Source organism: uncultured Shimia sp., assembly GCF_947493595.1.
Classification (GTDB): Bacteria; Pseudomonadota; Alphaproteobacteria; order Rhodobacterales; family Rhodobacteraceae; genus Shimia.
This window is the reverse complement of record NZ_CANLRL010000007.1, coordinates 79,524-102,630: the sequence shown is the minus strand read 5'-3', so window position 1 is coordinate 102,630 and position 23,107 is coordinate 79,524. Positions and strand designations below refer to the sequence as shown.

General features: G+C 55.9%; 22 protein-coding genes. 13 read left to right on the top strand and 9 right to left on the bottom strand.

Annotated elements, in window-relative coordinates:
• Positions 1-39: 39 nt before the first annotated feature.
• The 3 genes from Q0955_RS15875 to Q0955_RS15865 all read right to left on the bottom strand — a co-directional run bounded on the left by Q0955_RS15875 (position 40) and on the right by Q0955_RS15865 (position 3,334).
• On the bottom strand, positions 40-1,476 hold the full coding sequence (locus tag Q0955_RS15875; RefSeq protein ID WP_299426065.1) for an NAD-dependent succinate-semialdehyde dehydrogenase: 1,437 nt from the start codon (positions 1,474-1,476) through the stop codon (positions 40-42).
• A 99-nt stretch (positions 1,477-1,575) separates the two neighbouring features.
• Positions 1,576-2,541 carry a LysR substrate-binding domain-containing protein gene (locus Q0955_RS15870; protein WP_299426063.1) on the bottom strand — a complete coding sequence of 322 codons (966 nt, stop codon included), beginning with the start codon at positions 2,539-2,541 and terminating at the stop codon, positions 1,576-1,578.
• A gap of 10 nt (positions 2,542-2,551) precedes the next feature.
• Positions 2,552-3,334 carry an aspartate dehydrogenase gene (locus Q0955_RS15865; protein ID WP_299426060.1) on the bottom strand — a complete coding sequence of 261 codons (783 nt, stop codon included), beginning with the start codon at positions 3,332-3,334 and terminating at the stop codon, positions 2,552-2,554.
• 172 nt (positions 3,335-3,506) lie between these two features.
• Here Q0955_RS15865 and Q0955_RS15860 point away from each other — a divergent pair, with 172 nt between their 5' ends.
• The 4 genes from Q0955_RS15860 (at position 3,507) to Q0955_RS15845 (ending at position 7,053) form a co-directional block, all read left to right on the top strand.
• Positions 3,507-4,460 (top strand): dihydrodipicolinate synthase family protein, encoded by a 954-nt coding sequence (locus tag Q0955_RS15860; RefSeq protein WP_299426057.1) that lies wholly within the window; start codon positions 3,507-3,509, stop codon positions 4,458-4,460.
• A complete protein-coding gene (locus Q0955_RS15855) occupies positions 4,402-5,343 on the top strand; it encodes an EamA family transporter (protein ID WP_299426054.1) in 942 nt (313 codons plus the stop codon). Before Q0955_RS15860 ends, Q0955_RS15855 begins: the two co-directional genes overlap by 59 nt.
• Before the next feature lie 123 nt (positions 5,344-5,466).
• Positions 5,467-6,030 (top strand): 3-hydroxyanthranilate 3,4-dioxygenase, encoded by a 564-nt coding sequence (locus Q0955_RS15850; RefSeq protein WP_299426052.1) that lies wholly within the window; start codon positions 5,467-5,469, stop codon positions 6,028-6,030.
• A 393-nt stretch (positions 6,031-6,423) separates the two neighbouring features.
• Positions 6,424-7,053, top strand: coding sequence for a hypothetical protein (locus Q0955_RS15845; RefSeq protein WP_299426049.1), 630 nt, complete (start codon positions 6,424-6,426; stop codon positions 7,051-7,053).
• An 8-nt stretch (positions 7,054-7,061) separates the two neighbouring features.
• On the opposite strand, the gene Q0955_RS15840 is transcribed toward Q0955_RS15845, so the two are convergent.
• The 4 genes from Q0955_RS15840 to Q0955_RS15825 all read right to left on the bottom strand — a co-directional run bounded on the left by Q0955_RS15840 (position 7,062) and on the right by Q0955_RS15825 (position 12,831).
• A complete protein-coding gene (locus tag Q0955_RS15840) occupies positions 7,062-7,487 on the bottom strand; it encodes a hypothetical protein (RefSeq protein ID WP_299426046.1) in 426 nt (141 codons plus the stop codon).
• 4 nt (positions 7,488-7,491) lie between these two features.
• A complete protein-coding gene (locus tag Q0955_RS15835; protein WP_299426044.1) occupies positions 7,492-9,066 on the bottom strand; it encodes a caspase family protein in 1,575 nt (524 codons plus the stop codon).
• Positions 9,067-9,187: 121 nt separating this feature from the next.
• Positions 9,188-10,474: a hypothetical protein gene (locus Q0955_RS15830; protein ID WP_299426042.1), complete on the bottom strand. Its 1,287-nt coding sequence runs from the start codon at positions 10,472-10,474 to the stop codon at positions 9,188-9,190.
• Positions 10,475-10,749: 275 nt separating this feature from the next.
• Positions 10,750-12,831, bottom strand: coding sequence for a serine/threonine protein kinase (locus Q0955_RS15825; RefSeq protein WP_299426039.1), 2,082 nt, complete (start codon positions 12,829-12,831; stop codon positions 10,750-10,752).
• Positions 12,832-12,965: 134 nt separating this feature from the next.
• Here Q0955_RS15825 and tssH point away from each other — a divergent pair, with 134 nt between their 5' ends.
• The 5 genes from tssH (at position 12,966) to Q0955_RS15800 (ending at position 20,162) form a co-directional block, all read left to right on the top strand.
• A complete protein-coding gene (tssH, locus tag Q0955_RS15820; protein WP_299426036.1) occupies positions 12,966-15,716 on the top strand; it encodes a type VI secretion system ATPase TssH in 2,751 nt (916 codons plus the stop codon).
• 18 nt (positions 15,717-15,734) lie between these two features.
• Complete coding sequence (locus Q0955_RS15815) at positions 15,735-16,874, top strand: DUF2169 domain-containing protein (RefSeq protein WP_299426034.1); 1,140 nt, start codon at positions 15,735-15,737, stop codon at positions 16,872-16,874.
• Positions 16,871-17,950 (top strand): beta-ketoacyl synthase N-terminal-like domain-containing protein, encoded by a 1,080-nt coding sequence (locus tag Q0955_RS15810; RefSeq protein WP_299426031.1) that lies wholly within the window; start codon positions 16,871-16,873, stop codon positions 17,948-17,950. The genes Q0955_RS15815 and Q0955_RS15810 overlap by 4 nt, the downstream gene beginning before the upstream one ends.
• A complete protein-coding gene (locus tag Q0955_RS15805) occupies positions 17,947-19,239 on the top strand; it encodes a PAAR-like domain-containing protein (protein ID WP_299426028.1) in 1,293 nt (430 codons plus the stop codon). Before Q0955_RS15810 ends, Q0955_RS15805 begins: the two co-directional genes overlap by 4 nt.
• Positions 19,240-19,334: 95 nt before the next feature.
• On the top strand, positions 19,335-20,162 hold the full coding sequence (locus tag Q0955_RS15800) for a hypothetical protein (RefSeq protein ID WP_299426026.1): 828 nt from the start codon (positions 19,335-19,337) through the stop codon (positions 20,160-20,162).
• Here the strand turns inward: Q0955_RS15800 and Q0955_RS15795 are convergent.
• Entirely contained in the window at positions 20,144-20,473 is a 330-nt protein-coding gene (locus Q0955_RS15795) for a hypothetical protein (protein WP_299426023.1), read from the bottom strand. The two genes, Q0955_RS15800 and Q0955_RS15795, sit on opposite strands and share 19 nt — an antisense overlap.
• Positions 20,474-20,499: 26 nt before the next feature.
• Positions 20,500-20,964 carry a DUF6484 domain-containing protein gene (locus Q0955_RS15790; protein WP_299426020.1) on the bottom strand — a complete coding sequence of 155 codons (465 nt, stop codon included), beginning with the start codon at positions 20,962-20,964 and terminating at the stop codon, positions 20,500-20,502.
• Positions 20,965-21,193: 229 nt separating this feature from the next.
• Between Q0955_RS15790 and Q0955_RS15785 the strand changes: the two genes are divergently transcribed.
• The 4 genes from Q0955_RS15785 to Q0955_RS15770 are packed head-to-tail and all read left to right on the top strand — an operon-like array spanning position 21,194 to position 23,104.
• Positions 21,194-21,625: a hypothetical protein gene (locus tag Q0955_RS15785; RefSeq protein WP_299426017.1), complete on the top strand. Its 432-nt coding sequence runs from the start codon at positions 21,194-21,196 to the stop codon at positions 21,623-21,625.
• The gene (locus tag Q0955_RS15780; protein ID WP_299426014.1) at positions 21,622-22,257 is read left to right on the top strand and encodes a MotA/TolQ/ExbB proton channel family protein; all 636 of its coding nucleotides are present in this window, start codon (positions 21,622-21,624) and stop codon (positions 22,255-22,257) included. The genes Q0955_RS15785 and Q0955_RS15780 overlap by 4 nt, the downstream gene beginning before the upstream one ends.
• Positions 22,254-22,676 (top strand): biopolymer transporter ExbD, encoded by a 423-nt coding sequence (locus tag Q0955_RS15775; RefSeq protein ID WP_299426012.1) that lies wholly within the window; start codon positions 22,254-22,256, stop codon positions 22,674-22,676. Before Q0955_RS15780 ends, Q0955_RS15775 begins: the two co-directional genes overlap by 4 nt.
• The gene (locus Q0955_RS15770; RefSeq protein WP_299425980.1) at positions 22,673-23,104 is read left to right on the top strand and encodes a biopolymer transporter ExbD; all 432 of its coding nucleotides are present in this window, start codon (positions 22,673-22,675) and stop codon (positions 23,102-23,104) included. The genes Q0955_RS15775 and Q0955_RS15770 overlap by 4 nt, the downstream gene beginning before the upstream one ends.
• Positions 23,105-23,107: the final 3 nt, after the last annotated feature.

Here is a 23,107-nt window from a genome sequence, read left to right as displayed (position 1 = left end):
GTTCGGTTGGGCGCAGTAGCGCATAGGGAATATGTTGGCTTAGGCGATGTCGGCGGAGTGCCAGACGTTTTTCACTGTCAGGTAGCTCTCCAGCCCTTCGGTGCCGCCTTCGCGGCCGTAGCCGCTGGACTTCACGCCCCCAAACGGGGTTTCGGGCAGGGACGCCTCCAGCGTGTTGATTGAGAAGTTGCCCACCTCGATCTCGTCAATCAGACGGTCAATGTAGTCGGCGCGGTTGGTAAAGGCGTAGCCCGCGAGCCCGTATGGCACCGCGTTGGCCTGTGCAATTGCTTCATCCAAGTTGCCGACCGGATTGAGCACCGCAATCGGGCCAAACGGCTCTTCCTGCATGATCCGGGCTGAACCTGGCACATTTGTGAGCACCGTGGGCTGGAAGAAATAGCCGGTGTCGCCATGCCGTCCGCCGCCTGTGCGCAATTCTGCACCCTGGGCCACGGCGTCTTCGACCAAAGCGCTCAGCACAGGGATGCGCCGTTCGTTGGCGGTTGGGCCCATTTCCACACCGTCGGTGATCCCGTTGCCCACGACTGTGGCGGCTGCGCGGGTCACAAAGGTGTCTACAAAGCGGTCAAAAATGCTCTCGTGGATGAAAAACCGCGTCGGCGAGGTGCAGACCTGCCCGGCGTTGCGCATTTTCCGCACCGCACCGCTGATCGCGGCCTGTTCCACGTCGGTGTCTTCACAAACGATCACCGGCGCATGCCCGCCAAGCTCCATCAGAACCCGCGTGTCACTTTGCGCGGCAAGACCGGTCAAATGCCGCCCGACTTGTGTGGAGCCGGTGAGGGCAACAAGGCGCACGGAGGGCTGCGGGATCAGGTACTCGGAAATCTCGGAGGGCACACCAAACACAAGGTTCAGCACCCCCGGAGGCAGTCCGGCCTCCTCAAATGCGCGCACGATGTGGATCGCCCCAGCAGGGGTTTCTTCGGCGGCTTTGAGAATAACGGAACAGCCGGAGGCCAGCGCCCCGGCAATTTTGCGGGCAGGTTGGCTCATTGGGAAATTCCACGGCGAAAACGCCGCGACCACGCCAATAGGGCTGTGATGCACCGAAATTTTGCCCCCCGCGGCGGAGGGGATCACCCGGCCATAAGTGCGCATGGCTTCGCCAGCGTCCCATTCAAAAAACTCGACCCCGCGGATGACCTCCAAACGGGCCTGCGCCAAGGGCTTGCCGTGTTCCGCTGTGATGCTCTGCGCGACCTCTTCCTGACGGTCCCGCATAATGGCGGCGGCCCGCACAATCAGGTCCGCCCGCGCGCGTGGCGACGTCTTACGCCAGACCTCGAACCCTGCCTCGGCAGCCCGCAAGGCGTCTTCCAGATCGGAACCGCTGGCGCAGGGCAACTGGCCCAGCACCGCTTCTGTCGCGGGATTCACAACCGGAAGGGTCTTTGTGCTGTCGCGCCACCGTCCGTTGATGAAAAGTTGCAGGTCTGGATAGGTGTGCATGCCGCCCTCGCTGTCGTCCTTGACTTGCCCACATAAGTCCTGCTTCCAGCGCCTTGCCGCAACAGAATTGAACAAATCCAGCTATAACAATGGCGAATATCAGAGCATCTCAATGCGCCCCTGTATCTCCTCTGCGGCGCCGCGCAGCGCCTCCAGAAAGGCCGCACTGGCCGGGGACAGGCTTTGGCTGCCGCGATAAGACACCCCAACCGGCCCTGCGCCAAACGGAGCCACCCAATCCAGCGCTGCCAGTAGACCGTTTTGAATGTCGAGCGCGGCCACGTGGGCCGGCATCAGGCCAATAAAGTTGTGTGAGCGCAGCAAAGACCGGTTGGCCAGGTAAGACACGGATTCAATGGCCGTCTCCAGCGCGTATTGATCCTGACGCACAAAGAACTGGTCACATTGCCGACGCAGGGTGGTTTCGATGGGCGGCAGGATCCAGCCATAGGGCTTTAGTTGTTCAAAGTTGACGTTGGCCTGCGCCGCCAGCGGATGCTGAGTGCCCACCACAGCCACAATCCGTTCGTCAAAGAACTTCTCCTGACTGGTGTGCTGACGGTGCCGATGATCGGGCAACCGCCCGACCACCATGTCGATTTCGCCGGACAACAGCGCCGGCATCAGGACTTCATTGGTGCCTTCGACAATCTTGATCGCCACTTTGGGACGGTCTTTTAACAGCTGCTCCACCGCCAGCGGCAGCAAAGACGGCGACGCCGCCAATAAGGTGCCAACGACCACCCGCCCGGCATTACCCTCGTTCAAATCGTCCAGCTCCTGCGCCGCATTCGAGACCTGCGCAAAAATCAGCTTGCCGTGCCGAATGAGGGAGTCGCCAAACACCGTGGGCACCACACCCCGATTGGTGCGCTCAAACAGCTTCACCTCAAAATCCAACTCTAGATCCTGGATCATCTTGGTGGCAGCCGGTTGCGAGATGCTCAGGTCCCGCGCGGCGCTTTGAATGCTGCCATGCTGGCCCACGGCGACCAACAACCGCAATTGCCGCAGCTTTAGGCGGGTCAAAGCACGCTCTACAATCCGGGTGTGACGGGTGGCCATGGCAGGTTCCTCACATCGACATGGGGGAAAGAAGACGCTCGACAGTGGCGACCATGCTCATCGCGGCCAGAGCCGAGCTGCGGGGATTGTCGGGCAAGGCGCTGCCTTCGATGCGGAACGAGAACTGCCCAAAGGCCCCCGTTGCTTGCACCTCGTGAATGTTGGCCGTGATCGTCGGGTCCGCCACCAGCTTGACGCATGTGTCATCAAATCCAGTGCCCGCCAAGGCAACCGCGGCCGCAACATTGGCGTTTTTGGGATACGACAGCGCCGCCTGACGTGCGGTGCCCTCAAAATGCTCGGTGGGTACGGACAGGCTGCCAAGGTCCAGTTGGGCCTCCGCCGGCGAGCCCTGCCATCCAAGTGGCGGCTTTCGGCCAATGTAGGTGACCTCTTTTAGGCCCCCGACCTTGGCGGCCCGCAAACTGTCCAAGGCGCCGATAGCACCACTGGCCAGATGCAGCTGTGCGCCACCGGACTGTGCGGCCTGCGTGAGCGTTTCCGCCAAAGAAGTATCGGCTAATGCCCCCAAGGACAAAGTGATCACATCGGTGCCCCGCGCCAGAAGCGCGGGCCCGTGCTGCGTCAACGCCGCGTGGCCGCCGCAGTCCAACACCAAAGCGATCTCGGCGGGCAACTCCGTCACCGATGTGACGCGCACCACATCCGACAGCGTCGTGTCCTTGGGCTGTGCCGTCCGCGCCAGAACCGCATGAGGTCCCCAGCCGTGTTGATGCAAAGCCTCTGCCACATAGCGCCCGATTGCGCCTTCCCCGATGATGCCGATTTTCATGTGTCTCTCCAAGTGTCCCATCAATATACTGGAAGAGAGCACCCTCTGTTATCAGAATTTTGGATAGCCAATTTCTCGGGATGCCGCTAGTACGAGGCCGTATCTGTGGCTTATCAGGTCTGCAAAGAGCCCAAAAACCGGCTCCCCCTCTTTGCCGGATCGGAGTGTCGCCATGAAATACACCAAACATGAAGCCAAAGCCTACTCCCGCGAAACCATGCGCGGCATTTGGGCAGCGGCGCTCAATCCGTTTGACGAGACCTTGGCGCTAAACGAAGCCGGATTGCGCCGCAACATCCGCCACTGGATCGATGATCTCGGCATTCAGGGGCTGTTCATTGCCGGGAAGCAAGGTGAGTTCTGGTCCATGTCGCTGGAAGAGCGCAAGCGCAACATGACGATTGCGGTGGAGGAATGTGGCGACAAAGCTGGCACCATCATGTCGATCTCTGATCAGAGCGTGCAGACCGTGCTGGAGCTAGGTCAACATGCCCAGGAGTGCGGCGCGGACTATGTGGTCGTCCATGCCCCGATGCTGAGTTTCTGCCACGACCGCGACGAGGTTTTGTACAATTATTACAAATACCTCTGTGACCGGCTGGACATTGGCATCGCAATGTGGAGCCATCCGGACAGCGGTTACCTGATGGCACCGGAAACCTGCGCCCGGATTGCGGACCTGCCCAATATCATGGCGATCAAATATTCGGTGCCGCGCGAGATGTATGCCCAGTTGACCAAGATGGTCGGCGACAAAATTCTGGTCTCGACCTCGCTGGAAGACGACTGGCTCGACAACATCGAAGAGCTGGGCTGGCAGCTGTACCTGTGCTCGTCCCCTCCCTACCAGCTGCAAACCAAAAATGACCGCCGGATGCACGAATACACCGAGCTGGCCTTTGCTGGGAAGTTCGATCAGGCCCACCGGGTGCGCGACAGCCTGGAGCCGGTACGAGCAGCGATCCGCAACAGCAAGCCCGCTGGAAAACCCACCGCCCACGGCAAATACTGGCAGGACTTGCTGGGACAGGTTGGCGGCCGGGTGCGCCATCCGATGTTGGAACTAAGTGAAGCCGAAAAAGCCGCCACCAGCGCCGCGTTTGAAGATTGCGGACTACAGCTCTGATCCGGCGATGTTAGGCGAAGCGCTGGCCTTGCTTGCAGCCGCCGCCTACGGCGTGGCGGGCGTGTCCATTGTCCATGCGAAACCGCAGGCGCGGGGCGACAACGGGGTCTTTTTGTCCATTGTGGTTACAGCGGTCTGTGCTTGGGTGCTTTGGCTGATCACGTCAACCGCCGCTTGGATCCTGCTGTTGTCAGGCTCAGGTGGAACGGCCGTGCTGATATTTGCCTGCGCTGGGCTATGTGCCAACGTGCTAGGGCGCCGAAGTATGTATCGTGTCACTGAAGTCGCGGGGGCGGTCAACGCAGGGCTGCTACGCCGATTGGTGCCGGTCTTTGCCCTGCCCTGCGCCTTTGTTGTGCTGGGGCAAACGCCCGGCCCACAGCTTCTGGTCGGCGGCGCGTTTGTCCTTGCAGGTGTGCTGTCCTATTTCCGCCCTAGCAAAACGCCGTTGGGTGGTTGGGTTGCACTGGGGACATTGTCCGCCTTTGCCTATGCAATGGCCTATACCCTGCGCGGCCTTGGATTGTTGTACCTGCCGGACGCAGCTTTGGGCATCGCGATTGGTGCGTCGGTGGCGGCAGTCTGGGTCGCCTTTGCGACCATGCTGCGACAAGGCAGATCGCGAGGCTGGCGCCACATCACCACCGACCGGACACCCGCGCATTGGATCACCGCCATTGCGCTCAGCGCAGGTCAGGCCTTGCAGTTCTTTGCACTCAGTCACACCTCGGTGGCCGCCGTGTCGGTGCTGGGGGCCTTGGATGTGTTGTTTGCTGCCCTGCTGATTCATTGGCGACCAACCCAAGAGAAAGTCGCACTGTCGCGACTGATGCTGGCCATGTTTCTGGCCATGGTAGGCACAGTTTTGCTGCTCTCGCCCTAAACCATATTCCAAAAGCAGATAGCCACTTTCTCCAAATTCCGTATTTCCTTGCAACAAATTCCCCTAGCTTGCTCCCAACACGCGCGCGGCACCGGTTTCGCGCTATCATACTGGGAGGGGTAAATGGCCACACATCCAACTTTGAAACCGTTCAACTTCAAAAAATGGGTTGCGGACAATGCGGACAAACTGCGACCGCCGGTTGGCAATCAACTTCTGCATAAAGAAGGCGACATGATTGTGATGGTTGTAGGGGGGCCCAACACCCGCGTCGATTTCCATGACGATCCGGTGGAAGAGTGGTTTTTCCAGCAAAAGGGCGACATGATGCTCAAGATTGCCGATGGAGGCAAAATCTACGACGTACCGGTGCGCGAAGGCGAAGTCTTTATGTTGCCACCCCATGTGCGCCACGCTCCACAACGGCCACAAGAAGGGTCAATTGGCATCGTCGTTGAAGCTCCACGTCAGCCCGGCATGAAAGAAGGATTTGAATGGTTCTGCTTCAACTGCGCTGGCTTGGTGCATCGCGAAGAAGTGGCGCTGGACGGCCCCGAAGGCATCGTGACCGCCCTGCCAAAAATCTACGACCGGTTCCACAACAGCACCGAGAACCGCACCTGTCCGTCTTGTGGAGAGGTGCATCCGGGCAAAGGTAAACCGCCAGCCGATTGGGTACAACTTTAACGACAATGAAGATCAACGACATTGCGCAAACCGGTTGATGGACCAGTTTCCCCATATCCCATGCGGATCTACCTCACAGTCCTCGCTCCTGTATCCATTTTTGTAGTCTGGATTTCATTCACCCCATTTCGGGTTTCAGCCTGATCTGTCCCAATGGCACGATCTTTAGGCAGTCGCAGATAGATCTGTTGAAAACTCTTACAATACCCAAAATGAGTTACCGCAATTTCAGCGCGCACTGTAGATTTGGTGTAAGATGGTTTCAAACGGCGCATTTTTGAGCGCCGTTGCAAAGCCTTGTTGGGGTATTTTTGCCCACAATCACGCCATGGAAAGCGCTTAGCAACCTCATTGGCGTCGACAAAGCACAATTGAAATTTGAGGATTGAGAATATGGAGCACATTATAAGAAGACGCTGTTTTTTGATCTACGGAGGCGCATTGGTATTGACCGCCTGCGACAGCGGAGAGGTGATGACCTGGGAGCCAGAAACGGGTTCTGAAAAACAACTCAGGGAAAGCCGAGAAGCCTTGCAGCGCACCGTTGGCGAGGGCGCGCTGATTGGCGCTGCCGCCGGCGCTGCAATTGGCGCTTTAATCGACGGGTCAGAAGGGGGATTTCGGGGCGCGCAAATTGGGTTCGTGGCCGGCGTTACAGCAGGGTCCTATGTGAAGTCACTGCAACAAAAATACTCACAACAAGAGCGCCTTCTTACCGAAGTCATTTCGGACCTTCAGAGAACTAACGCCCGAATGGAAGACAGTCTTCGCGCGATGCGTGCCGCCCTGAAAGAAAAACAAAACCGCCCTCAACCCGATGCGACGCGAGACGCTCGCTTGTCGCGCGAAGCTGCGGCAACTCTTCAAGTCGGGGAAAACTACAATGAGCTCTTTTCCGAAACCCGCTCCATTTTGTCCTCGCAAGGATATCAGACTTCATCCATGAACCAGGAAATGGCAACCTTAAGTAAGCGAATTTCGGAGATGCGTTCAGTGGCCGAAGCCTTGGCGGTTGATCTCTGAATCCCGCCTCAGTTGGAGAGCTGCGTCAACTCGGCACTCAACGATTTGGCCTCCGCAATGGTACGCTGCAAGTCTGACAGCTTTGCGTCTGGGTTTTGCGCTGTCGGCACGTAGGCTATCACGCGATTGGCCTCCTTTGACAACTGACGGCTTACCCCTTGCGTCGATGCCAATTGTACTTTGAGTTTGGACTGCTGGTAGGACAGATCAGCCTCCGCAGCATTGATTTGACGCTTCAAGTCGACGTTGCGTGCCTGTTCCGCGGCAGCCTGCGCTTCAAGGGTATCCACCCGCGACTGGTATGTACCCGAGGTGATGCCTGCAACCCCGGCGACAAAACCACCGTCAGCAGGATCATCAGATGTTTCACAGGCAGACAAAACGCACACAGAAAAAACAACCGAAAATGAGGGCAACATGTGTAATTTGGGCATCGGTTCACTCTTTCTGGTTGGGGAGAAAATCGGCGAGCCAGGACATACTGCCCACCTCAGATATTCGGGAACTGTGGACATGTTTCAAAAACTGACCGGTGTCGGCCATCGCCCGCTGATTGACGTTAAGTGCACCGCGCGTGCCCCCGCTGAGGTTGAGTAAGGCAAGTGAGGCGTCTTGCGGTACAAACAGCACGGACTGATCCAATAGGCTACGATAATATTGTCGGCTGCCATCCAATCGTCCCAAAACGGTGTCCCGTGCGTCTTTTATTGCCGCCACATCGCGCCGCGCCTGTGTCAGTTCTGCAAGGTATTCGTCGCTGCCAGCCGCGATAACCTCAAAGTCTCTCAAGGCATCCTCCGCGATTGTCAAAGTGCGTTCGACCCCATTTAGGGCGACAAGATCGGTGCGCATTCGTTGGGCTGTGGTTGAGGCCAACATCATCGACAGCCGTGTGGCATCATCAATCATCGTGTTAAAATCCACATCTCCTGTCGCTGTGGCGGTAGACTGATATCGCTCAAAGGCTGCTCCCAATTCAGCGTCACCAAAGGCTTCCGAAGACATGTCGGGCGGCACAAACCCAAGCATTTTTAAGGCAGCAATTGCCGCATCCGGGTTGTCACCCACAATATCCAATGATGTCTGGGAAGTACCTTTTGATACCGAGCTGTCTCCAAAAGCCAAAATCGATCTAGCGATGTCTGCATACGTACCATTTGGGTATGCCGCCAAATATCCTTGAACAGCCTCAAAACTCCCGTCCTGCACAACCATTTGCCAGCGCCGCATATCTGCCGCCACCGGATCGTTGTGGCGGGATACTTCCCCGTCCTGTGCAAACGTAAGCTCATTTAGCAGAGCTTCCTCGACCCATGGCACCTGCTTGCCTGACGTCTTCATCACGACCTGCTGTCTCACCCGTCCAATCAAAAGGCGTACGTCCAAGTTTGGTGTTTCTATGTGATCAAGCAAAGCCGCGGTGAATACGCTGTTTCGACCAGAACCATCAAAAGCCACGTTGCCCGGATCCGTTGAATAAACAAACATCAGGCCTGCTCCCCCCGAGGTGCGTGCCAACCCTGATTGCTCAACTTCTGCAATGTCAAACGGCGCATCTCGGCACGCATCAACAAAGATCAATCCAGTCTTTGGACGTGCGCGCTCCAGGGCCCGGCGAATTTCGGTGAGCGTGACCGAACTACTCAAAAGCGTTCGCGTATTTGCAACTGAAAATTCGCGACCAATGAGGTAGTTTTCCCCCGTATACTGAACGCCATGGCCCGCAAAAAAGAACAACGCGACGTCCGCGCTCTTGGCCGCTTCCGTAAACTGGGACAGCTCGTCCAACATCCGCTGACGCGTACCATCCCGCAACACGGAAACCCGAAACCCCAAAGCAGACAGCGCCGCTTCCAGATCGTTTACGTCATTGGATGGATTAGCAAGTGAAAGCGCAGGGTTATCAAAGTTTCCATTGCCAACCAGCAAAGCAACCCTGTCGGCGGCCAATACCGTGAAAGTCAAAACATGCCAGATCACTGCCGCGCCCAGAAAGACCTCGACAGCTCTCAATCCCTTTTTGTTTCGGATCTCAGGGTGTGATGTCCCAGTATTCCACAACTGCTTAGCCTCTCCTCCCGTGAATAAGCGTCGGCACCATTCAGTTCGTCAAACAAGGGCGCGGACACTCAAACTAAAATTTGTATCCAAAGTTCACATTGACCTTTTTGTAACCGTGGTTCCCAATCGTATAGGTAATGCCAAGTCGTGCAGCATCCCATGTTAAACCGTTCTGCGACTGAACCGTTCCAAGCGAAACGGCAAAATCGGTGTAATTATCAATGTAAATGTCGTCGCCCAGAATCTGAGTATTGACGATAGACGCTTCCCAAGTGGTCGGCTGATCAAACAACCGCCAACTGCTACTTCCGGAAGCAGACAAACCGTTTCGGGCTACTGTATTTTGCAGATCATAATCTGGGCTTTTTTCACCATCATTGGGGTTACCCGTCGTGGAAATGTAGCTGAGCATGTTGCCGAGATTAAAATCCAACCCCATGGCGGTGAAACGGAACGAGGAAGTAACTGAACCGGAGTACATAAAGGCAAATGCCCCAAAATCGTCTGATCCCACGCCACCGACGCGCACACTTGGGGTCAAGGACCAGTTATCCAAAACGGGTATACGCAAGCCCCCTCCGAGAGAGGCCGAATAGGACTGCGAACCACCGATGTCCACATAGGTCAGTGGCATCTCTAGAACGACCGCCCAGCGTGGATCCGCAAGTGGTTTCACATAGGACAAAGGAAGCTCAATAACTGTGCCGTCATTTCCGTCTACCGAAAACCGTCCCAATCTTGCAGCCAGGCCAGGGATGCCACCAGGCGTCTCTTCAACAGTGTTATCATCATTCACCTGGACACTGCCGTTACCGCCGAAACCCGAGCCAAGACCAAAGTCACTGGAAATCATGGTGGCTTGCAAAGAGGCAGGGTTGCCAGCAACGGGATCCGTCGCTGTTGTTCGCACTAAGAACTCGCCGAGCTTAGTTAAAATGTCGTCCTGATTTGTGACCAAATAGTCATCCAGCGCATCCTCGTTCGCTTCGCGAGTAGCCTCCGAAAATGTTTGACTGATGTCTAAATCGGGGACTTCGAAAATCAGCGTAGCCCCCCTATCCGGGTATGTAAGGGAATAGTCGACCCCACGGAAGTCCCCCAACACCGTGGCGACCGAAGAAATTGTGTAATTGGGGTTCAACCCCGTTAGGCCTTCCGACGTGGTTGTTTGATCCACAAAATCAATGGCGTTGGTGAAGGACGTTTCCGTCGTGGTGCCATTACTCGTGACAGTAACGTTAAACAAAGGCTCTGCGTTGCTGGGCACCAAAGGAAGTAACGACACCAAAGCCGTTGTGGCGCCAAAAACGGATATCGGTCGGACAGTAAAGCTTTTGAAACCCAAAACAATCTCCCACAAACAAACAGGTTCAAAATAGCACAATTCCTATAGGTTTTCACCTTTCGGTCAGATCTTGGGTCAGAAATTGGCTTTTGACCAAACGCGACCGTGCCGCCAACAAATTCACATTTTCCCATCCTAATCAGATAGATGCACGTCGCCAAAACACCCTTATCAATAATCAGATCGCGTCCGTCACTCTTGTCAAATTGTTCGACATCGCCTTGGTCAACGAGGCGACTACCGAAAGCCTTGTGCAAGACTCGAGTTCACTTGACATCACACATCTCCTGTCAAGGACGCGCATCAATAATACGAGTTGCGACGCCCAGAATGTCCTCTGCCCGATGCACCATCAACTCCTCAAGAGCCGCCGCCACAGATGCCACGCTCTCCTCAGTTGGACGTCTGATTTCAAACAGCGGAGACTTCGATAGAATGGCAATGACTTCAGATTTTCCATAGTCTCCTTTCGTCACTTCAATTGCGAGTTTTCTTGGATCCTGAGAGAGAGCTGAAACTGGCCAAAGCACCCGTATTTGCCGAATACCAGCGACCACTTGCCCCAAGGCATCAACCTGATTTTCGGTGTCGTAGACATTTGGCAGGACGTGAAAAACCTTGCCGGTGTTGTCCACAACCATCACCCAAAGAGAGGCGCCAACGATACTTTCCGGCATCTGAATGTCGACAACCGGATTATCTCCAGTTGTAAATACCCCGGTCAGGGAATCTTCGCCCGAGGTCCCGTGCCCAAGCCGCACTGAAACCGTTTGCGCCGCAATCTGCGGAAGGACGGCACGAATGGCGCACAAATCGTCATTTAGGACTCGGGTTTCGACCTTAAGCTGCCTATCGCCAATCACAGGTTCAAAATGAGATTGGATCGACATGGCATCTCCAACCTTGGCGACGTCTCCCACAATCGTGACATCCTCATAAAGCGCAAAAACGGCTCCTTTCTCACGCGTCAATGAAAGCGCGCCGCAAGTCGCCAAGTCTGCCAGGTCTGGTGTCAAAGCTTGTGCAGCCAGTAAAACCGGACCAGCCACCAGATCGGTTTCAATCGACATGTTGGAGGTGTGCGCCTGGGCCGCAAAAGCACTGGCAATTTCTGCCCTTGTGCGGCTGCTTGGGGCAATGCCTGTCACCGTTGCGGAAAGGTCTGTAAGAGAGACACGCCACTCATCAAGGTCAGACGCGGTTTTCATAAGCGCAGCCGCCTCAGAAACCCATTGCAAAGATGGCACGCCTTGCGCCAGCGTCACGTTGTCGTCAGCCGGCACACGCCCTGTGGCATCGCGAAACGCCCCTTTTAGAAGATCTCCAGCGGCATTATCTGGCACATGAGATTTCATCACGGCGTTACCATCCGGGCCGTGAACGGCAAGAAATTCATACGGGCTTGCAGTTGGCAATTTGGGTGTAAGAACATCAAAATTCCAGAGCCAAACACCCCCTGCCCCTACTCCGCAAACTGCCATTAAGGCAATTTGCCTCCACCGCGACTTCTGGATCCTGGCTGGGGTCTCCTCCCGTTGGTTTGGGCGCAACTTCCCATCAAGCCATGAGATCGCGGTTGTCGCGTTTGCGGGACGCTCTTCAATGGCAGGATTGGTTGTCCAATCTATCAATTCTTTCAGAGGATCAGGCACACCCTCTGTGTTCAACCGGTTCGCTTTGCGACGGACAATCTCAGCGGGCATCGCGCCCAAGTCCGGCACAACACCTCGCCACACGGCAAGTAGCGTTGCCCCCAAACCGTAGATATCGGTCTGAAATTCAACGCGGCCTTCCAACTGTTCAGGCGCTGCGTATTCATATTTTCCGGCAAATTCGTTTCCCACAATTGTGCGTGCGCCCGTAGCAGTGTCTTTGGCGATCCCAAAGTCGATTATTGTGGCCTTCTCCGGCGAACCATTGGCCAAAATGATGTTATCCGGAGACAGGTCGCGATGGATAATGCCTTCGGCATGGGTGGCTTCCAACCCTTCCAGAACGCGATGCGCGACAATAAGCAAATCGCGTGCAGACATGCGTTTCTCGGTCAGGATATTGTTGAGAGAAGGCCCCTCAATATAGTCCATCACCAGAAAAACGTGCCCGTCATCTGACTTGGAAACTTCGATGTATCGCACCACAGCGTCATGTCGAATCGAACGCATTTGGTCTTCGCGCTTCATCAACTCGACATAATCGTCATTGCCTGAGAACTGCGCGTTTAACGCCTTGATCGCTACCTCCCGGCTGTTGATCTGATTGCATGCCAGATACACCTCTCCGGTTCCACCACGTCCCAGAACACCCTGAATTTCATAGGTGTTGTTCAATACCTGGCCAACTTTAAAGATATCCGTGGGCAGCGGCGTCTTCATCGAAAGCTCCTAACTAGGCGGCGAAATTTCAAAGGTGTCGATTCAAATGCGAAACGGGGCTAATATGCTCAGTATACCTGAATTTTATTTTTTCATCGCTGTTCGTCGTCATCCTTTTTTCGGAGGACTTTGATATGTCCCCACGTGGATCGCAGGATTCCATCAAACGCAAAGAGCTTGTGGGCAAGCTCAATCCAACTTGCCTAAAAGCCTTTTCTGAAGCTGCCCAAGCCGCAAAGCGTCGCGGTAACCCTTATGTCGAGCTTGTGCATTTTGTAACCGGGTTGGCGGACAGCGAAGGATCAGATTTCGCGCTTCTGCTTGTATCGGCTGGTGTTGATCGCCACACATTTGACGGCGACGTATTGCGTGCGACCGATGCGCTGCGCCACGGCGCCGGTTCCGTAGAAGAATTTTCAGACCATATTTTCCGCGCCATTCAGGAAGCCTGGCAATTTGGATCGCTCGAATTTGGCGATGACACTGTGCGCTCTGCTTATGTCCTTCTTGGAGCGCTGCAGGTACCAGTTTTGGAAGGCCTGCTGTACAAGATCAGCCTTGAGTTTGACAAATTGGACAGCGCCGCAATGGCGTCACAGCTTGAAGAATTACTGGTGGACTCGATTGAGGCCCCAGCCACCGCCGCTGACAATCAGGCACCTGCGCGCAGAAAGGCACCAGGCGGAAAATCCGCGCTGGCCCAATTTGCCACCAATCTGACCGCCCGCGCAAGAGATGGTAAAATGGACCCAGTGGTGGGCCGCGACCCTGAAATTCGCCAAATCGTCGATATCCTAATGCGCCGCAAACAAAACAACCCAATCCTGACCGGGGAAGCGGGCGTTGGCAAAACCGCTGTGGTCGAAGGGTTTGCTCAGCGCCTGGCGCGGGGCGACGTGCCCCCCCAGCTGCGCAATGTAGATTTGCAAATGCTCGACATTGGCCTGATGCAAGCCGGTGCCTCCGTCAAAGGTGAGTTTGAAAAACGACTGAAAGCTGTGATCGACGAGGTGCAGGGGTCTGACACCCCAATTATCCTCTTTATTGACGAAGCCCACACCTTAATTGGTGCCGGCGGCGCGGCTGGGACTGGCGACGCGGCCAACTTGCTCAAACCGGCCTTGGCCCGTGGCGAACTGCGCACCATAGCCGCCACCACCTGGGCCGAATACAAGCAACACATTGAACCAGATCCCGCGCTGACCCGTCGCTTTCAAGTGGTGAAAGTGGACGAACCGGATGAGGGCAAAGCCGTTTTGATGTGCCGAGGCATCGCTGGCGTTCTGGAGAAACACCACCAAGTCGAGCTGCTGGATGAGGCCATCGAAGCGGCTGTAAAAATGTCTCATCGCTATATCCCGTCGCGCCAACTACCGGACAAGGCGATCTCGCTTTTGGATACTGCCTGCGCACGGGTCGCGGTCAGCCAGCATGCCACCCCTGCTGAGGTTGAAGACATTCAACGTCGCCTCACAGCTTTGGAGATTGAAGAAGGTATCATTGAACGCGAAGAAGCGATTGGCATCGATGTGGGGGAGCGCAAAATCGATGTCAAAACCGCGCTGGAGGTCGGCCAGGCAGAGCTTGATGCGGCCACTGCCCGTTGGTCTACTGAGAAAGACATGGTCGCCGAAATCCTGGAATTGCGCGCGAAGCTTCGGGGAGCTGGTGCGGCAGTGGATGACACCGGGGACGTAGGTGATGCGGATCCCGCCGAGCTGGATCCCGAGGTAGCAACCGAAGATGCCGACTCAGAGGACGAACAAGGGACTGCGGAACCGGCGCAGCCTTTTGATCGCGAAGTAACACTGGCCACTTTGCGCACGCGTATGGCTGCTCTGACAGATGCACAGGGAGAAACGCCTCTCATTCTGCCAGCCGTCGACAAGCAGGCTGTGGCAAGTGTGGTTCAGGACTGGACCGGCATCCCCATGGGCCGGATGATGGCAAGCCAGACCGAACGCGCGTTATCACTGGCTGAAGATCTTGCTCAACGCGTTGTTGGGCAGGATCATGCAATGGAGATGATTGCCAACCGCATTCAGACCTCCGCTGCGGGCCTCAAGCCGCCTGAGAAACCCGTCGGGGTGTTTATGCTGTGTGGACCGTCTGGGGTCGGGAAGACTGAAACGGCGCTGGCACTGGCCGAACTGATGTACGGCGGCGAGGACAACATCATCTCGATCAACATGTCGGAATTCCAAGAGGCCCATACGGTTTCAACCTTAAAAGGGGCTCCGCCCGGCTATGTTGGCTACGGCAAAGGCGGCATCCTGACCGAAGCGGTCCGTCGTCGCCCTTATTCGGTAGTGTTGTTGGACGAAGTAGAAAAGGCACACTCAGACGTACATGAAATCTTCTTTCAGGTCTTTGACAAAGGCATGATGGACGACAGCGAGGGGCGCCGGATTGATTTCAAAAACACGTTGATCTTGCTGACCTCCAATGTTGGTTCTGACGAGATCATGGCTATGACAGAAAACGGCACGCAGCCGGCCGACATGGATGAGCTAAATCGGTCATTGCGCGGACCTCTGCTCAAGGTGTTTCCTGCCGCTTTGCTGGGGCGGGTTGTAACCATTCCATACTACCCTCTATCTGACTCGATGATCGAGGCCATTGCGGGCTTTAAGCTCAAGTCCATCGCCAAACGCTTAAGCGAAGGATACGGGGCGGATCTTGTGATCGGCGAAGGCGCCATCGATGTGATCAAAGCCCGCGCCACTGAGATTGAAAGTGGGGGACGCATGATCGACGCCATTCTAACCAACTCGCTAATGCCCGAATTGAGCCGCCGCATTCTCAACCACAGTCTTGAGGGCAAGGAGCTTAACAAAGTTACGGTTACCGGCGGAGAGGATGGCTTTTCTTATCACTTTGAGTGACCTCAGGAGCGGACAGGGATGAAGGTCTACAACCGTCACGGCTATTTACACCAGCACACCATGGGCATGGATGTGGCCGGACGCGAATATTTCTCTTTGGTGATTAAAGGCACTTGGGCGTTTCCAGACACACCCGGCACCCCAATGCGTCCGCTGCCCGAGACAGAGCAAACACCGCTGATGTTGGCGGATCAACACACCGGAGAGCCCGGTTATTCCGCCACTCTTTGGGAAACCGATTTTGCCTTCCGAAAACCAAACTGCGATGTGGTGGTTCAAGGGGCCGCTTATGCTCCAAACGGGCAGAAAGCCGAACGGGTGCAAGTTGGCATTCGTGTTGGGGATTGGCACAAAACCCTGATGGTGGTGGGGCATCGTGAATGGCGGGTAGTCGGCCCGGCTATCATGGCCACAGATCCCTATCCGTTTACCCGTTTGCCTTTTTCCTACGATGTTGCATTTGGCGGCACGGATCGGCTCGACCCTGAGGTGGATAATCCGCATTCCTACGCCACCAATCCCGTAGGCCGCGGTTATGCCACTCCCCGCAATCAAGATCGCCTCAGCGGCACGCCCCTGCCCCTGACAGAAGAGCCCGGCGTTGAAGTCACGTCGCCTTATGAAGAATACCAGCCCATGGCACTTGGGCCGATTTCCCGAGCCCGCGCTGATCGGCTGAAATGGGCAGGCACCTACGACCAGAAGTGGCAGGACGAGGTTTTCCCGTTTCTACCGCACGATTTTGACGAGCGATACTATCAGCAGGTTGGCAAAGATCAGCAGATAACGCAACCGGCCACTGGCACCCCGGTCACCACTCTCAACCTCACCCCCAAAGGTCGCGAGCAATTTCATCTGCCGCAAACTGACCTCCCTGTGCGTTTGTTTCGTGAGTGGGAGGAGGCCTTTTCTGGCATTGTTCGGCCAGACACGCTCCTGTTTGACACTGAGGCGCGGCGTATGTCGATGGTTTGGCGCGTGAACGTGCCGATGAAGCGCATCATCACCGAAATCACCGAGGCCTGGATTGGCACCCCAGCCAAGGGCCTGGAGCGCGCAAAACGACAAGGTAAGGCTTATCACCCACGTGGCGGCCGCTTCCGCTTGCCGGGCGACACGCCTCCCCCTGCGGTGTCAGTTGCGGAGGCCCCGTCATGACGGTGCTCAAAGGCCTTGGCCTCAACATCCTTTCCGCGGGCATGGTTACGGCCGTTGGACTAAACCGCGCGGCGTCCGCGGCAGCCTTACGTGGTGCCATAGATGGCTTTGCGGAAACGCAATTTGTCGTGCCCGGCGGCGATTGGTTGGTGGGGGCACCGGTGCCGCTGCCCAAAAACTGGATTGGAGAAAAGCGCCTCGCCCATCTGGCTGCTGGCGCTGTTGTCGATGCATTGGCGCAGCATGCTGCCAGCAAAGCCGACATAGAGGTGATCTTTTGCCTTGCGGAAAGTGAGCGCCCCGGTCGCCCGGTGCGTGCCTCTGAGAGTTTCGCTCAGAAGGTTTTGAAATACGCAGGCCTTTCTCCCCAAACCAAATGCCAAGTGGTCACCCACGGGCGACCATCCGGCTTTGTTGCACTGGAACGCGCGAGACGAGTGCTGCGCAACGGTGCGACTGAATATGTCCTGATTGTCGGTGCCGACACGCTGCTGACTGGGCCAACGGTTGCGCATTATTTGCGCAAGAACCGCCTATTGACGGCAGAAAACGCCAATGGATTTATCCCGGGAGAAGCCGCAGCCGCCATCCTCTGCACCGCTGGTAACGCCACACATTTCGCCCTGACCGGGCTAGGCCTTACTCGAGAGAAGGCCTTTCTCTACAATGAATTGGACGAAGACGGACTGGATTTGCCTTTGCGCGCGGATGGCATGACACAAGCCTATCGCGATGCGTTGGAGATGTCGTCTTTGCAGGATTTCGGCCGAATAGATTTCCGCCTGTCTGATGTCTCTGGCGAACATTTTTTCTTCAAACAAAGCGCGCTGGCGATGCAGCGCACCATGCGCCTACACCGCGATCCGCAGCCAATTTGGAGCCCTGCAGATTGTCTTGGCAATATTGGAGCGGCGTTTGTGCCTTTGATGGCGGCCTGGGGGCTGGAAGCATATGAAAAAGACTATGCTGACGGCCATCGCATAATGATCGAAGGATCGGGTGATGATGGCGCCTGCGGCACCGCAATCTTTCAAACACCAAACCGCAATGACAGCCGCCGGAGGAAGGCGGCATGACCGTCTTTGCCAATAGTTTGGAAGTCAGCTGCAAGGCGCAGGCCAACAAGGTCATTGCCTCCTTTCCCGACGTTTGCATGACCCCTCCGGAAAACCCGGCCACCCCACCCGGCGTGCCGGTTCCCTATCCAAATTTCGGATCAGATGGAGACACAGACAAAGGCACTGGATCGGTCAAAATTGGCGGCAAAACTGTCAATCAAAAAAACTCCTCATACTTCAGCAAGACCACCGGGGATGAGGCCGGCTGCGCTGCCAAAAAAGGCGTGATTAGTTCCAAGAACACAGGCAAAGCCTACTCTCAAGCCTACTCAATGAACGTGAAGGCCGAGGGGAAGAACGTCACTCGCTTTTCAGACATTCAAACGGACAACCATGGCTCGCCCCCCAACACGCCGCCCTGGCCAAAAATCGGACAACCTCATGTGCCGGGAAGTCCTGATCCCTGCGAAAGCGAAAAACGAAAAATTGCAGAAGCCTGCGATGGCAAGACAACAGACGAAGTCTGCAAAAGTACGGGTTTGGACAAGAAGGTGGGCGAACGGGCCAAGGAAATTGGCACCCGCGATGGCTACAACACAACAATTTCGACCGCCGACGGCGACTTCAAAGACAATGCGGATGTCATTGAAATTTCAAACAAAGCCCAGAAGAATGACTGTTTGGCCGCTTTGGCATGCCAACTGCCTCCCTACGGCGGCTCCGGCACCAACAATTGCCCTTGCCCAGGGCAGACCGGTCATCACATGGTGCCAGCCTCTGCGTTTTACAACAAAGGTCGAGGAGAGAACCCAAAGCCGGATGAAAAACCGCTGAGCATCTTCAGTCGCTTGGCAAATCCAGATTGGCCACCGGGAAAATCCGCGCCACCATACGCAGCAGCCGATGCACCCTGTGTGTGTGCGGAAGGGTGTTCAAACACAACTGGATCGCACGGTATGATGCATACGGAAATGAGCGCGTTTGTCTCTGCGAATTCCAGTTCCAACAGCGTTGGGGTCATCACCGCCCAATCCCCGGGTCGGAAAACGATCCAAATTCAGGAAATGGAGACCTGCTCTTATGAGGACATGCGCGACGAGGCAATCCGCTCAATGGACGTTGTTTTCCCCCTCTCCGATTGTTCCCCCGCCTGTTTGCAGGCGCAGTTAGATTCCTACCATTGCGACGCTTTAGGCATGCCGCCGTCACGCCAGCTCAGAGGAGAGCGGTGTGGCAAAAGTAGCAAAGTTGAGAGCGCGGCCATGGCCTACACAAGAGAGAGAGCCCAGATGTTGCGCGGCTCATAACGTGGAAAAGAGAACACATGCGGCCTTTCTTTAACAAAATGTCCTTAACGCGCGCAGCGGTGCAAAGCGACGATTTGGCGTGCATGGCCTTGATCATGGATGATTTTGCCTATCAATTCGAGGACCCGCACGCGGCTATCTACAATCTGACACCCGAACTGGGGTCGGAATTATCTTTTGTGGACTTTGAAGTCTCCGACCTTACTTGGGCACGCGATGGAAAGCGGGTTGTCGCAATTGGGCACTACGGAGAAGCCGTGGTTTTTGAGGGGGGAACGGTGGGTCCATTGGAGGAAATCAACGGCACTGAAAACCCAGTTCGCAGTGTGGCAGAAATCGACAACGTCGTGGTTGCTTGCGGTGGCAACCTCGCTGCATATCGTAGAAGTGAAGATGGCAGTTGGACCGAGTTCGGTCCGGACGCCGTGCTGCAAAAGGAGTTCCCACAAAACCATCTTGAAGCCATCGATGGATTTTCCAAAACCGAGATGTATGCGGCTGGACGGGATGGCGTTGTCTGGTGGTTCAATGGCGAGATTTGGGCACCTGTCCAATGCGCCACTAACCTGGCGTTCACCTGCCTGCACTGCGCAACTGATGGTTTTGTTTATGCTGGTGGAATGACCGGAATTGTCGCCAAAGGACGGCGCGACGAGTTTTTGGTGTCTACCCCCCCGGTGCCGTTGCAAGACATCTGGGGGATCGTGGAGTTTCAAGGAGAGATTTATTGCGCCATGATGCGCGCCTTAATGACTTGGAACGACGAAGAGGGACTGACCCCTGTGCTCGAGCCGATGGCCCTTGCAAGCTCGTTTTACAACCTCGGTCGTGGCACAAAGAAAATGTGGAGTCTTGGTGACAAGGACGTTCTGACGTTCGATGGTGAGGAATGGACCCGTATCAATCAGGTTGGCGTCGCGTAACTTTCCAGCTTCGTCGCTAGAAATTCCCTCACCGCAACCAAATCCAGCTCGCGCACACGCAAGCTGGCCGCTTCGGGTTGCAACATGCGTAACAAAAACAGCTCTCCCGCCTCAGGGAACTCCTCATACCGCTCCTGCGCAATTTTTAGCCCGTGTTTTCCGGCAACCCGCATCGCATCCAAATGCGCCTCCAGCCGCTCGATTAGCCGATCCAACCGCTCTTCGTCCATATCGGGGTTTTCGTCTGGGTTCAGAAGGTGCCAGTCATAGGTCACCCACAGATGCGCCGCCTCTTCAGCATGTTGGCGCACGATATCTATCAGAACCGGCACCGCCATCAGTTGAGATTTACCGAGGCACCCCGAATTCGGTTTGACCCGGACGCCTGACTGACCAAATGTTTGCCGCGAATGGTGATATGGCCATTCGCTTCCATCACAATTGCCGACTTCCCAACACGCAGTTCAATCCGCTGCTCTGCTGTGACTTTGAGCGTCTGTCCATCGCTGATCACTTGCATCGGCAAGGCATCCGGCGCCTTTATTGGGTCCACAATGCGCCCGACAATTAAAGGCCGATCCCATGCGCCATCCTCAAAAAGCAGGGCAACTTCGCCACCGGCATCCTTGGGAGAAAGTTGGCACAAACTGCGTGCTGCCACAGCTGCATCCGCAGGATTGCCCGGAAACACCACCAGTGGTTTGCTATCCTCAAAACCAAGCAACAACCCAATCACCACGCCATCTACATGCGTGTTTGCTTGCTCCGTTTGGGTCTTTGCCTGCGGGGTCTTTACGTCCAAAACGCGCAACTCCTTTCACTGTCCTTTCCGCAAAAATCAGCTGGACCGGACTTCACTCAACACATTGCTTAAAATCGATACGATGGTAGCACAGCCATTAAGTTTGTGTCGATGCTCCGCTCTGTACCGCGTTGATTGCGCCAGTTTGAAAGCGCGCCTTAGGGGGAGATTTTACAAGAATCATCTCTCTGGCTAGGCTTCTCTTGATTTCAGACAAAGGAGCAATCCATTGCGAAAGACCCTTTTTCAGGCACTTGTTTTACTGTTTTCCTTCACACAAACACCGCCACTACAGGCGCAGGAACAGACGGCTGCTCAACTTTATGTGGAACTCAACAAGTTGGAAGCTGGCGAAGCCACATGTCAGGCTTTCTTTTTATTTCGCAACGACTCCGGCATGAGCTTTGAGGCGTTGGAACTGTCCTTTGCCATTTTGGACACCAACGGGATTATCAACCAGTTGCTGACCGTAGACGCCGCCCCTACTCCGGTGGCCCGTACATCTCTCAAACTGTTCGAATTCCCGGACATCGCCTGCCCCCAGATTGGCGAATTGTTACTGCATGACATACCCGCATGCACGCCACAAAACGCAGAACCCCGCGATTGCTACCCCTTGATCACACTTTCAAGCCGGGCCGCGGTGCCGTTGATCAAATGAGAGCGTTATCTGATCTTGGTACCGCCTTGCCCGTGCTCTTGTTGCTGGGAATGTTATCGGTGCTATCGGTTGCGATTTTTCTGGCACGCTTGTTGAAACTGGGCGTGCGCACCAAGGGAACCGAGGCACGTTCCGGCTGGCTACGCGCATTGGAAAAAGGCTCCATTGAAACACCGCCGACCAGTCACAGCGCAGCAGATAACATCGCCAAAGCCGCCGCCGAACGCCTGCACCTCGGACAAAAAGGACTCTTTGTGGCGGATGCGCTGCACCCATTAGCACAACGAGACGTCACACGCCTTTTTAGCGGAATTCGCACTTTGGAATTGATTAGCATGATTGCGCCCCTGCTTGGCCTATTGGGCACGGTGCTTGGGATGATCCAGTCCTTTCGCTCACTGGAGCTTGCGGAAGGCGCGGCAAACGCATCCATTCTCGCAGGCGGCATTTGGCAAGCGCTCTTAACCACCGCCGCCGGGCTGGTTGTCGCCATTCCAGCGCTTGCAGAGGCCGCTTGGCTCACCGCACGGGCCGAAGCCGAAACGCAAGAAATTGAGACCATTCTGGCAGGGGTACGCTTGGTGCCCAGTCAAAAGCCTGATCCAACGTCTTCTCCAGTGCACCCGCAATGACCTTGTCTCGCCCACAGCGCACGTCCGGACGCATCTCTTTGGTGCCGTTGATTGATGTGCTGTTTATCCTGTTGGTCTACTTCATGGTGACTTCAGTCTACCTCGATCTCGACATGATCCCCGTGTCACAAAAAGTTGATCTCCCAGCGACAGACACACAAACTGGGGCAATAGGTGACGTCACGCGCGTTCTTCTTCGGATCAGCAGCGATGGCACCGTGAGCCTGCGTGGCCAGCGGCTTAGCGAAGGCAACTTGGCCGCAGCAATCCTCCCTCTAGCCGCAAGAGTGCCACCACCACAAATCCTAATCCTGCCGTCAGGCGCTGCGCCGCTATTTGCGTTGACCGAAGTCCTGGACGCCTTGGCCTCGGTCGGCTTAACAAACACGCGTATCATTCGCATTGAGGGCTCGCCGTGACTCGCCCTCTAAGCTCAGCAAAGCCCCAACCCGCCGGCCTGCGACGGCCACAACGCCGCGCCGCATCTGAGCCCACCATAGCCTTGATTGACGTTGTGTTTTTTCTACTCGTTTTTTTCATGCTGGTGGCGCGTTTGGATGCTTCTGCGCCCTTTGAAGTCATCCCGCCCAACGCCAATTCAGGGCGCGACATGCCGGGCGGTGGGGTCACAATCAGCATTGCTCAAGGCGGCGAAATTGCGGTCAACGGCACAGTGTATGACTCAAGGGCTTGGTTGGAGCAAACAATGCTAGTAGCCCAGCGCGACCAAGCGACACTCCTGCGTGTGAATGCGCACCGCACCACGCCTTTGCGTTTTGTCCTGCCAATAACTGAGGCTCTGCAAGCCGCTGCGCTCGGTGAGGTGGTTCTGGTCGTGACGCCATGACCG